Here is a 12,446-nt window from a genome sequence, read left to right as displayed (position 1 = left end):
TGCTTTTAATGTACCGGGGAAGTTCATGTATAATCTTATTGCTACAGATCTTGATGGAACTCTGTTACTTCAAGGGGATACGGTAGGTAAATTTACCCGCCAAGTGTTGACTGATTTGTCAAATACGGGAAAACAGATCGTATTTGCCACTGGTAGACATCATGCTGATGTTAACGCCATTATTGGTGATTTTGATATACCTGTACATCTGATTACGTCTAATGGTGCCAGATTGACAAGTGCCTGTAAAAAGTTGGATATCAGACAATATCTGCCGGGTGATGTAGTAAAAAGATTAATTGAGGAAACGCAGGCAGATCACGATTTAGTGATTAATATGTATTGTGGTTCCCAATGGTTAACCAGTGAATTACACCATAGTTTCAGTGATTTTAATCAGAATGATAATTTTAATCCAACGATCAGACCGGCTGATGAAATGCCTTGTGATGCTGTTGAAAAAATCTTTTTCATTCATAAGCGCAGAGATCACGACGTGTTGGTTAAATTGGAACGCCATTTAATTGAGCTGTTTTCTGATAGTGTCAGTGTCGCTTTCTCGTTTCCTTGGTGTCTGGAAGTGATGGACTGTGGGGTTTCTAAGGGACAGGCGTTAATTCAGTTAGCTGGGTTTCTTGGGGTTCCAATCAATCAAACTATTGCATTTGGCGATGGTATGAATGATGTGGAAATGCTTTCAACCGCCGCTAAAGGGGTCATCATGGGAACGGCACAGGATAGGGTTAAACAAGCGCTGCCTCATGCGGATGTTATTGGTTCTTGCTGTGAAGAGTCTGTCGCTCATTATTTATCTGAACATGTCTATCAGGTGAATAATCTGTCCTAAACTTTGCCAAGAGCAGTTAATTGCCTGAGACATGAAGAGATTCGTGTTTCAGGTATTAAAGCATAAACCGATAACCAATGCCGGTTTCAGTGAGTAAATGTTTTGGTCTGGTAGGGTCAGTTTCCAATTTTTGTCGCAGATGCCCCATATAAATCCGTAAGTAATGGTTATGTTCAACATAATTAGGCCCCCAGACCTGATTGAGTAACTGGCGTTGTGTCAGCACCTTACCGCTATTTGCCAATAATTCACCCAGCAAACGAAACTCAATCGGCGTCAGATGCAACTCTTCATTACTTTTGGTTATCCGGCGGTTAACCAGATCGACAACCACATCAGAAAAATAGACGATAGATTCTTCCTGATGGGTTCTGGCAAAGTGGCGCAAGGCAACCCGTACTCTTGCTAACAATTCACTGATGCCAAATGGTTTACTCAGATAATCATCAGCGCCGGCATCCAGTGCGGCAACTTTATCAGCTTCTGCATCACGGGCAGAGAGAACAATAACGGGAATGGTGCTCCATTGGCGCAGATCACGGATCAAATTAATGCCGTCACCATCGGGCAGCCCCAAATCAAGAATAATCAAGTCAGGTTTACGGGTTCCTGCTTCAATCAAGCCTCGTTTCAGCGTCTCACTTTCAAATACGCGACAGCCTTCCCCTTCCAGCGCCAGCCGGACAAAGCGACGGATCTCTTTTTCATCTTCGATGATTAAGATGGTGTTATTGTTGGTAATGGTGACATCTCCTCAGTCATTTCTTCAATTTCAGGCGGCTTCTCTAACGGTAGAACAAAGTGAAAACTCGCTCCACCTTTTTCGTTATTGGCAGCCCAAATCTTTCCATTGTGAATTTCAATAATTGCGCGACAGATTGCCAGCCCAAGGCCTACTCCGGGAATGGCAGATTCTTTGCGGGCGCGGGAAAATTTATCGAAAATTAACTGTTCCTGCTCCGGTGGAATACCTTTACCTGTATCCCAGACTTCAATATGAACCTGATTTTTTTCTGTTGTCGCCTTAATGCCCAGTGGGGTTTGTTCATCGGTGTATTTGATCGCGTTTTCCAATAAATTGATAAATACCCGTTCCAGCAGGCTGGCATCACAATGCAAGAGTAAATCAGATGGCAGGGCAACGGTGACCGGATGGCGATTAAGCGCATATTCCAGTGAACGCAAGGTACTGCCGACGATCTCTTCCAATGATTGCCATTCCAGATTGAGTTGAATGCCCCCCGATTGAATACGCGCCATATCCAGCAAGTTATTGACCAGACGGGAAGTGCTGAGAATTTGCTGGCGGATTTGATTCACCTGCTTGGTATGTGGGGAACCTTCGGCAGATAAATCCAGCATCAGGATTTCTGCCTGACCGAAAAGGACTGTCAGAGGGGTGCGTAAATCGTGAGAGAGTGCCGCCAGAAGTGAGTTACGTAACTGTTCCCGCTCTGCATCCAGTTTCGCCGATTCTGCCCGGCGGGAGAGGTGCAATCTTTCCAACGCATTGGCAATCAGGCCGGTAAATGTTTGCAATAATCGCTGTTGCTCCGGGATGAGCAGTTGACGCAAATAGGATGGTTCAATCGCCAGCACCGCGAACGTTTGTGACGGTGTTGCGATAGGCAGTAACTGGTAAGGTACGCTCGGTAGGGTATCGGTTCCTGCGCCCGCCGGCAGATTTTTATCAAAACTCCATTTGGCAATGGCATCGTCAATCAGCATATGACCGCCATTGTTGGTGGTGAGTTGATGTAAATCGCCATTATTGTTCGGTAAAAACAGGCCAGTTTTAGCCTGAAAACCATTGGCAAGGAAATGGTAGCTGGTACGGGCAATATCTTCTTCATTCAATGCCCGGCTGAGTTCACGGGTCATTTCATAGAGATGGCGGGTGCGCTGTTCGCGGTAACGGGCAATTCGTGCTTGATATCTCATGCCGGCTGTCAGATTTCCGACCACGACCCCCACGATCAGCATGACCGTGAAAGTCAGCAGGTACTGCATATCCGTGACGGCAAGCGACCAGTGAGGCTGTACAAAGAAGATATCGAAACTGATGACGTTAATAAAAGCGGCGAATATTGATGGTCGGCGTCCATAAAACAGTGCAATGATGACGACGCCGAGCAGATAAAGCGTAACCAGATTGGCTTTATCGAGAGTCAGCAAGAATGTCCGGGAGAATAGGGTGATTAGCGTGCAGAGGGCGATTGCGATCAGGCAACCCTGAATCTGTATCCGCCATTTTTCAGTGACAGAACGGCTGTCTTGTTCTTTATCCCATTGGCTGCGATCTTCCAGCGCGACAATCACTAAATCCAAATCTGGCCCCAGTTTTCCTAACCGATCAGCAAAACCAAGGCGCCATTTCCAGTTAAGCAGCTTATGTTTGGATTCACAGCGGCGGCCTATCAAAATTTTGCCGAGGTTATGCTCTCTGGCATAACGTAATACCGCTTTTTCTTTGTTTGGATCGGCGAGGGTTGCGGTTTCCGCCCCCAATTCATGGGCTAATCTGAGTGCGGTTAAAATTGTGCGCCGTTTACCTTCCGGCAATTGGTGCAGTTTTGGGGTTTCAACATAGATTGCATGCCAGATACAGCCTAACCGGGCAGCCAGCCGGGCGGCGGTACGGACCAGTTTTTCATTGCCTGAGCTGTTGCCGATGCACAGCAGAAGATTATCACGGGTGTGCCAGACCGGTTCATGCCCTTGTGCGTCGCGGAAAGCACGCATTTGATCATCAACGCGATCAGCAGTACGGCGCAAAGCCAGTTCCCGCAGAGCAATCAGATTGCCTTTGCGGAAAAAATGTTCAATAGCACGTTCTGCTTGGCTGGGAATATAGACTTTACCTTCATTGAGCCGTTGGCGCAGATCATCAGGTGGCAGATCAACCAGAACAATTTCAGTTGCCTGATCAAAGATGTGGTCAGGGATGGTCTCCCTGACCTGGATGCCGGTGATGTCACCCACCACATCATTAAGGCTTTCCAGATGCTGAACGTTAATGGTCGTCAGCACATCGATTCCCGCTTGCAGTAATTCTTCAACATCCTGCCAGCGCTTGGGATGACGGCTGCCGTGAGGATTACTGAATGCCAGTTCATCCATCAGAATCATCGCCGGGTGGCGGGCAATGGCGGCATCAAGATCAAAAACGGTGATTCTGCGCTTGCGGTAGTGGATCGGTTTAAGTGGCAGTTGTGGCAGACCATCAACTAAAGTGGCCGTTCCCTGCCGCTCATGGGTTTCTACCACACCGATAATCACATCCAGCCCTTGAGCACGCAATCTTTGTGCTTCCTGCAACATGGCATAGGTTTTTCCCACGCCGGCACAGGCACCGAAAAATATTTTTAATTTACCGCGCTGTTTCTCATTAACCAGTGTCAGTAATTCATCAGGGTCAGGACGTTGGGGTTCGTGTTGATCCATCTTCCAGCCTTACTGTTTTTTCTTTTGCAAATTATCAAGGGCAAGATTGAGTTTTAACACATTAATCACCGGTTCACCGAGAAATTCCGATGGCGGGGTTTCAGTATTATTCCAGATTAATTGTTTTACCGCTTTAACGGGTAAACGGCGTGCGTCAGCCACTCTCTGTACCTGAAAATCAGCCGCTGCGGGTGAAATGTGAGGATCGAGGCCGCTAGCGGACGCGGTGACCAGATCAACCGGCACAGGCAGGTTTGGCTGGCGGTTAAATTGGCGCAAATGTTCAACTCTGCGTTTGATTTCATCATCCAATACCGGGTTAGAAACCGCCAAATCACTGCCACCGGATAACATCGTGTTATAAGGGTAGTCCATTGTCGCGGAAGGGCGCCCCTGAAAATAAATATCTTTAGTGAAGGGTTGACCAATCAGTTCAGAACCCACTATCTGACCGTTTTGTTCCACCATAGAGCCCTGGGACTGGTAAGGAAACATCAGTTCTGACAAACCTGTTGCCAGCAACGGGTAAGCCACACCAGTAATCAGAGTCAGGAATAGCAACAATACAACAGAAGAACGTAACCAAATCATTTTCGTCACCTTTATTTAAAGATCAGCAAAGTCAGCAACATATCTATCAGTTTGATGCCGATGAAAGGCGCTATCAGACCACCCAGACCATAAATCCACAGATTGCGGCGCAAAAGTGACAATGCGTTCATGGGTCGGTAGCTTACGCCTTTTAGAGCTAATGGGATCAGGAAGACAATAATCAGTGCATTGAAGATAACTGTCGATAAAACCGCCGAAGTTGGCGAATGCAGATGCATGATATTCAAGACATTTAACTGTGGATAGGTGACAGCAAATGCCGCCGGGATAATGGCGAAATATTTTGCGATATCATTGGCGATACTGAACGTGGTCAGAGAACCTCGTGTCATCAACATCTGTTTACCAATACGAACGACTTCAATCAGTTTGGTTGGGTTGGAGTCCAGATCCACCATATTGCCGGCTTCCTTGGCGGCCTGAGTGCCTGAATTCATGGCAACGGCAACATCAGCCTGAGCAAGCGCGGGCGCATCATTAGTACCGTCGCCGGTCATGGCAACCAGACGGCCTTCGGATTGATACTGGCGGATAAGCGCCAGTTTGGCTTCGGGTGTGGCTTCCGCCAGAAAATCATCGACGCCGGCTTCAGCCGCGATCGCAGCGGCAGTCAGGCGGTTATCGCCGGTAATCATCACGGTTTTGATGCCCATTCGGCGCATTTCATTGAATCGCTCTTTGATGCCGCCTTTTACGATATCTTTCAGCGCGACAACACCCAGTACCCGCTGATTTTCTGCGACAACCAGCGGTGTTCCCCCTTTACGTGCGACGGTCTGTACCAGGATCTCGACTGTTTCAGGGAACTTGCCGTGATTAACTTCAATATGACGACGGATGGCATCTACGGCACCTTTACGGATCATACGATTTTCCACATTCACGCCGCTCATTCTGGTCATGGCAGAGAAAGGCACAAAACTGGCATTCAGTGAGCGCAGATCACGTTCGCGCAGGTTGAAGCGCTGTTTTGCCAGAATGACAATGCTGCGGCCTTCCGGTGTTTCATCGGCCAGAGAAGAGAGCTGGGCGGCATCTGCCAGCTGTTGTTCTGTCACGCCGGGAACCGGCAGGAACTGAGATGCCTGGCGATTTCCCAGAGTGATAGTGCCGGTTTTATCCAGCAGCAGCACATCCACATCCCCCGCCGCTTCAACGGCCCGGCCGCTGGTGGCAATAACATTCGCAGCCAGCATTCGGCTCATGCCTGCGACACCGATCGCAGAAAGTAAACCGCCAATGGTGGTCGGAATAAGACAAACCAACAAGGCTATCAATACCGTGATGGTGATGGGTTGACCAGATTGGTTGGTTTCCACACTGAATATTGAGAATGGCAATAGGGTGACACACACCAGGAGGAAGATAATCGTCAGAGCTGTCAGCAGAATCGTCAGAGCGACCTCGTTTGGGGTTTTGCGCCGTTTAGCGCTTTCTACCATTGAAATCATGCGATCGAGAAACGTTTCACCGGGATTAACCGAACATTCGACTATCAGCCAATCAGACAGCACGCGTGTACCGCCGGTAACAGAGGAAAAATCACCGCCGGATTCGCGGATAACTGGGGCAGATTCTCCGGTGATGGCACTTTCATCAACGGAAGCGCCGCTTTCGATAACTTCACCATCACAAGGAATGGTTTCATTTGCTTCGATAATGACGATATCGCCTTTACGCAGGCTATCAGACGGGACCTTTTCCCGCGTTGCGTCATGGCTGGCTGAGGCAAGTTTGGTTGCCCAACTGGTTTTTCTTACTCCTTTAAGGCTGGCGGCTTGCGCTTTGCTTCTGCCTTCTGCCAGTGCTTCGGCAAAGTTAGCGAACAGCAAGGTAAACCATAGCCATAAGGCGATGTTGCCGGTAAACAGTGTGTTTCCCTTAAACTGACCGGTCAATATGGCAATCCATAGAATTGTGGTTAACCCACTGCCCAGGTAGACCACAAACATCACCGGATTACGCCATTGTGCGGCCGGATGGCATTTTTTTACTGAATCAATAAGAGCATTACGAATCAAAGAGGGTTCGAATAATGTCTGTTGTTTGTTTGTCATGGTGTTCCTCTCTCTATTCCTCATGTTGGCACTTACCGGGACATCAGCCAGATTTGTAAATGTTCAATTACCGGGCCAAGGATCAGTGCCGGAATAAACGTCAATGCACCAATTAACATAATGGTCAGGATTAATAAGCCGATAAACAGCGGGCCATTGGTGGGGAGTGTGCCGTTGCTGACAGGCTGGCGTTTTTTCACTACCAGAGAGCCGGCAATGGCAAGTACCGGCAGGATCACGCCAAAACGGCCCAAAAATAGGGTGACTGCCAGCAGTAGGTTGTAGAACACGCTGTTGGTATTGAGGCCCGCGAAAGCACTGCCATTATTGTTGGCGGCAGAGGAGAGGGCATAGAGCACTTCACTGAAACCATGAGCACCGGGGTTCAGAATACCGGCACGTCCACTGGTGGTGGATATGACAAGTGCCGTACCTAAAAGTACCAGTGTCGGGGTGACCAGAATCGCCAGTGCGACCATTTTCATCTCGAATACTTCGATTTTTTTGCCGAGATATTCAGGTGCCCGGCCTATCATTAAACCACCAATAAACACTGTCAGCAGAACGAACAGCAACATACCGTATAGGCCGGAACCCACGCCGCCGAATACGACTTCGCCAATTTGTATCAACCACATTGGGATCATGCCGCCAAGTGCGGTGAAGGAATCATGCATAGCATTGACTGCCCCGCAGGAGGCCGCGGTTGTCACTACCGCATAAATTGAGGTTGCAAGGATACCGAAGCGATTCTCTTTGCCTTCCAGATTGATATTACTGGCAGCACCTAGCAGACTGAAATGGGGATTGCCTTTGAGTTCGGCATACATTACTCCCACGGTGGCAGCGACAAAGATGATACACATCGCCCATAATAAAGCGTGTCCCTGACGGTTATCGCCAATGACCTGACCAAAGGCAAAACAGAGCGCACAGGGGATCAGCAGGATAGATAATATTTGAATAAAATTGCTGATAGCGGTTGGGTTTTCAAACGGATGAGCTGAACTGGCGCCAAAGAATCCACCGCCATTGGTTCCCAATAACTTAATGGCTTCCTGTGAGGCGACAGGCCCCATCGGGATCACATGCTGTTGGTCTTCAATGGTATGAGCTAATTGATAGGGTTCGAAATTCTGTATTACTCCCTGACTGACAAAAACCAGCGCGATAATCATAGACAGCGGTAGCAGCAGATAAAGTGTAATACGGGTGATATCAACCCAGGCGTTCCCCACGGTTTTTACACCATGACGGGAAAATGCGCGTATCAGCGCAAATGCCACAGCGATACCGGTCGCGGCGGAAAGAAAGTTTTGCACGGTTAAACCCGTCATCTGACTAAAATAGCTTAACGTGTTTTCCCCGCTGTAGGCTTGCCAGTCAGTATTGGTGATAAAGCTGACCGCTGTATTCAGCGCCAGGTCCCATTTTAGCCCGGGAAAATGTTCAGGATTTAGCGGAAGGACTCGTTGAGCGACCAGCAGGGTAAATAACAGTAATAATCCAGTCAGATTAAAAATAATGATCGCTAATGCGTATTGTTGCCAGCTCATTTCTTTCACTGTGCCGCCAGGCTTGTGTAAACCACAGCAACGCCAAAGGCCAGATTCTGTTTTAGTCAGCCAGAGCGGAATATCACCGTTGATCATATTGGCGATAACATTTCCAAGCGGTTTTGCCAGCAGCAGCAAAATCAGTAAGAAACTTGCGATCAGTAAAAAAGCGGATGATGCCATTTAAAAATCCTCCGCATGGAGTAACGCGTAAATCAGATAGACCAGTAACAGGGCTACTAATAACGCGCCGGAAATCAGAAATATGCTCACTGCTTATCTCTCCTGAGAATTTGGATAGATAAAGGTTAGGGAAGGTAGTGCAAAGAAGCTGATAAAAGAGTGAATGGATGTGTAAAAAAAGTGTAAAAATGACTACCGTATTTCCCTTTTTCAGGAGATACGGCACCGGGGAGCAGTCACGGAAGTATGGCAAACGAACGAACGGGAAAACCAGATGCTTTTTTAGGTTTGGCTACAATGTTGAAAATGACTGCACCCCGTACAGGTACTTGGTCCAAATTAGCCAAAAGTTCTATCTGATAAGTATCTTGTTTTAATACATAATCTTCACCCAACAACGCATTATTCTTTCTAAAATCTTTAGCGGAGTCGGTATCAAATGTTTCATGCCCAATGGCTTTAACATGACGCTCCTCAAATAAAAATTTGAGGGCATCCATTCCCCATCCGGGTATTTGGTTATTGCCACGATCATCTTTATTATCCATGGCTTGCTGAGATGACCAGCGTTTACTCCAGTCAGTTCTGAGCGCAACGAAAGTACCTGCCTCAATAATGCCATATTCTTCTTCAAATTTAAGAATGTCTTCTTTAGAAAGTGAAAAATTAGGATCCTGTTTTGCTCTTTCTGACTGATTAAGTACGATTAAAGGCAAAACCAATTCTTTTAATTCCAGCTCATCAAGACAACGGGCATTAGGAACAAAATGGCAGGGAGCATCAATGTGAGTCCCATATTGGCCGGGAAAAGAAAATTGTTGAGCAAAAAAACCATCTTTATAATCAAACAGGGTTTTAAACTCGGCGGGTTCAAACATAAAAAAATGGGGAGAATCTTTATCGAAGCTATGCGTTAAATCGACCCATTTTTTCGATTTCAGTAAAGTGAGTGCTTGTAAGATGTTATTTGACATAAAAACCTCATTTTTGATAATTGTAGATGTTTTTTTACCGACATGGTTTTTTCTATAATAAAAACAAAGCTATAGATTTTCATTAATTTAAAGAGTTAACTATTTCTTTAAATGTTGTATTTGAGTCTATTGCCTGATAGAAGCCATTTTCGACATGTATTGGCGTAATTATATTGGTGTTTTTCAATATTGGTTTATTATTAAAGAAAACAGATATTTTTTCCCCTACGTTTTTCTTAATAAAAAGATTAAAGGGTTTGCTGCAATGATCGCCATTTCTTACTTTAATGAATATGGAATAATAGTCACTCCCTTTTTTCGGGGTAATTTCTTCTATACATGATTGAGTCAAATGAAAAGTTCCGCTATTGGTTTTATAGTCAAGAAAAAAGGGTTGTTTTTTGGGGGCACAACCTGAAACGTTTATTACTAGCATTAATAAGATAAGAGTTAATTTTCTCATCTTTCCTCCTGTTATAGTCAAGCCATCAATATTTTGGAAAACTAACATGGGCAACGGCCCACATAATTTTCCCGTGCCCATATCGTCATTATCATTGAAAGTTTTTATATTGGCAATTCCTACTTCTATCGTCAGTGTCAAATGGGTGTTTTCAAATTTTTGCATGATTATTCGTAAGAATTTTCTTATCTTTTTCAATAAGAATTATCTATTGAGTCCAATCCATTTCCTGAACAAAGTAGAACCGATGATGACAGGAATAGGATCAAGGAGCGTGAAAAAATTGACGCCTACGTTATGGTCTCTTATTGACACGTGTTACTCATTTACGCAGGAATCCTTACGGTACCCCAGCCTCTTCACGTGTAGAATCGACGATAAATGCAGTTATCGCTAAACGGTATACTCCAAAGCAGCATTTATTACGTGTTGCCTGAATTCTACTTTTAACCTCCATGAGAAATGGGAGGATTACCCATACTCTGTCATAACTCGGTTGCTGAAGTTATGCACTTGTAGTTAAAGCCCCGCAAGGATAAGAAGATTTTGACGTCATGGGTGTGAAAGCAATTTCAATTCATCTAGTGTGATTACAGAGGGAGACTGACGGCACCGCCAAGCAGAACTCCATCCCATTGACATTAGCAAATACTTTTACCCACCTTAGAAAAGTGAGTAAAAGTACAAAAAATAGGAAGGAAAAGGTTATTGTAAGGAGAGGAGTTCTTCACGGCTAAGACCGGTGCTTTTCATAACCAGTTCAATACTGGCACCATTCTTTAAAAAGGCACGGGCAATATTAATTGAAGCTTGTTTTTCACCTTCCTGAATGCCTTGTTGAATACCTTGCTGAATACCTTGCTGAATACCTTGTTCCCGTAATCGCTGTGCAATATTCATTATATCCTCCTGATGGCTGCCTACCTGTTCAATCAGTTTCTGGAGTACCTGTTCAAAATGTGGAGAGTCCATTGTAACAAACAGGTAGTTAAGAATAGTAACAACATCGTTGTCACTATTATAATTGTACTTAAGGGCCTGTGCCAATAATGTGGTCACAGCTTCAACCCTGTCTCGCAAATTTTTATGTTTCATCGCCAGTTCCATCACGGCGATTTTGCGATGATTGACTAACTCATTATCATCAATCACGGTCACATCGACTAGTGGAAATGGATTGAAATACACCTCTTCCGCTAAGTGAGGTAATGAAAAGCATTGTGTCCAGCACTGCTGGAAAGGATAAGGGCTGCTATCACCGTGGTAAAACAAAACGGGCACAACCAGCGGGAGTTCCTTATTTCCTTGTTGAAGGTGTTGATTCATCGCCATAAAAGCATAATGCATCATGCGCCATGCCATCATTTTATCCGGCGTTGACTGATGTTCAACAAGTACATAAATATAACCGTCACCTTGTTGAGTTTTCACCGAATAGAGCACATCGGACATTCTTGAACGTAACTGACGGTCAATGAATGAAGAATTAGTCAGTGTTAACGTATTAAAATCACATAACCTCTTAATTTTCTCCGGCAAATGAATGTCAAAAAAGTCTCGGGCATTCTCTATCTGAGCCATAAACCCTTTGAATGTAGCATCATGGGGTGTAGGGGGCGCCTTTTTATTATTCATATTTTCTTATTAAGAAATAATTCCCATAATCAGTGTACAGCACAATAAAGTCTAGTATCAAGGTAGTTTGATAATTCATCTAATCAACTTATATAAATTATTAAGAGAGCATAAAAAAATCTTGGGGCACTCATGTCGCAACAGCCTCTGTCACATAGTGATTCGTTTCTTCACTGAATTTACCCCCGGATACCAATGCTCAAATTGCGCCTTTAAATCTTAATTAAATACCGCTGTTCGTGTCTGGAGTAAGTCATGTGCGCCTTGTTGACTCCACTGCATTTGCTGTTTTTTCACCATGCGTTTAGCGATGACTCCATTAATCGTCGATTCAACAAATGAAGAGGAAATCGGCTCACCATACCGGTACATTTCGCCATAATTTGGGATCATCATGCTGTTATTTCTAATATAGCTATACATTTCATCGAAATGTTTTAACAGCGCTTTATTGTTTTCATAATGCAATGTATCGTCATCACATATCCCGGCACAATAATCCAGATACTCCAATGCCTTATCAACATTTCCATGCCAGAGGGACCATTTTATGCTGGTTAAATAGCCTGATAACTCTGTACCGCGTTCAGGATCTCTTTTCAATACCCCTTTGACATATTGGTTTAGTACAGTCAGACGCATCATGATATGAAAACAATCAATTATATGAATAAT

The 12,446-nt window shown here is 45.1% G+C and carries 10 protein-coding genes and 1 pseudogene; 1 reads left to right on the top strand and 10 read right to left on the bottom strand.

What is annotated here, in order from left to right; all coding sequences use genetic code 11:
• Positions 1-25 precede the first annotated feature (25 nt).
• Positions 26-847 carry a Cof-type HAD-IIB family hydrolase gene (locus ACGF63_RS18220; protein ID WP_036850595.1) on the top strand — a complete coding sequence of 274 codons (822 nt, stop codon included), beginning with the start codon at positions 26-28 and terminating at the stop codon, positions 845-847.
• A 55-nt stretch (positions 848-902) separates the two neighbouring features.
• On the opposite strand, the gene kdpE is transcribed toward ACGF63_RS18220, so the two are convergent.
• The 10 genes and pseudogenes from kdpE to ACGF63_RS18170 form a co-directional block, all read right to left on the bottom strand.
• Entirely contained in the window at positions 903-1,589 is a 687-nt protein-coding gene (gene kdpE / locus ACGF63_RS18215) for a two-component system response regulator KdpE (protein ID WP_036850598.1), read from the bottom strand.
• Positions 1,565-4,291: a two-component system sensor histidine kinase KdpD gene (gene kdpD / locus ACGF63_RS18210; RefSeq protein ID WP_152963574.1), complete on the bottom strand. Its 2,727-nt coding sequence runs from the start codon at positions 4,289-4,291 to the stop codon at positions 1,565-1,567. The genes kdpE and kdpD overlap by 25 nt, the downstream gene beginning before the upstream one ends.
• A gap of 9 nt (positions 4,292-4,300) precedes the next feature.
• Positions 4,301-4,882: a potassium-transporting ATPase subunit KdpC gene (gene kdpC, locus ACGF63_RS18205; protein ID WP_152963573.1), complete on the bottom strand. Its 582-nt coding sequence runs from the start codon at positions 4,880-4,882 to the stop codon at positions 4,301-4,303.
• Positions 4,883-4,893: 11 nt separating this feature from the next.
• The gene (kdpB, locus tag ACGF63_RS18200) at positions 4,894-6,960 is read right to left on the bottom strand and encodes a potassium-transporting ATPase subunit KdpB (RefSeq protein ID WP_387632562.1); all 2,067 of its coding nucleotides are present in this window, start codon (positions 6,958-6,960) and stop codon (positions 4,894-4,896) included.
• Positions 6,961-6,992: 32 nt separating this feature from the next.
• Positions 6,993-8,699, bottom strand: a complete 1,707-nt coding sequence (gene kdpA, locus ACGF63_RS18195; RefSeq protein WP_152963571.1) for a potassium-transporting ATPase subunit KdpA — start codon at positions 8,697-8,699, stop codon at positions 6,993-6,995.
• Positions 8,700-8,789 carry a K(+)-transporting ATPase subunit F gene (gene kdpF / locus ACGF63_RS18190; protein WP_036850612.1) on the bottom strand — a complete coding sequence of 30 codons (90 nt, stop codon included), beginning with the start codon at positions 8,787-8,789 and terminating at the stop codon, positions 8,700-8,702. It abuts the gene before it with no gap.
• Between the two features lie 146 nt (positions 8,790-8,935).
• Positions 8,936-9,673: a cyclase family protein gene (locus ACGF63_RS18185; RefSeq protein ID WP_036850614.1), complete on the bottom strand. Its 738-nt coding sequence runs from the start codon at positions 9,671-9,673 to the stop codon at positions 8,936-8,938.
• Between the two features lie 82 nt (positions 9,674-9,755).
• Entirely contained in the window at positions 9,756-10,301 is a 546-nt protein-coding gene (locus ACGF63_RS18180; RefSeq protein WP_239002539.1) for a hypothetical protein, read from the bottom strand.
• Positions 10,302-10,841: 540 nt separating this feature from the next.
• Complete coding sequence (locus ACGF63_RS18175) at positions 10,842-11,771, bottom strand: Rpn family recombination-promoting nuclease/putative transposase (RefSeq protein ID WP_132356113.1); 930 nt, start codon at positions 11,769-11,771, stop codon at positions 10,842-10,844.
• A 130-nt stretch (positions 11,772-11,901) separates the two neighbouring features.
• A pseudogene (locus tag ACGF63_RS18170) lies at positions 11,902-12,440 on the bottom strand (ISKra4 family transposase); the annotation flags it as partial.
• Between the last annotated feature and the right edge of the window lie 6 nt (positions 12,441-12,446).

It is taken from the genome of Photorhabdus sp. RM322S (genome assembly GCF_042879395.1).
GTDB lineage: Bacteria > Pseudomonadota > Gammaproteobacteria > Enterobacterales > Enterobacteriaceae > Photorhabdus > Photorhabdus khanii.
The sequence above is the reverse complement of the archived record's forward strand: the minus strand, read 5'-3'. Positions and strand labels throughout refer to the sequence as shown.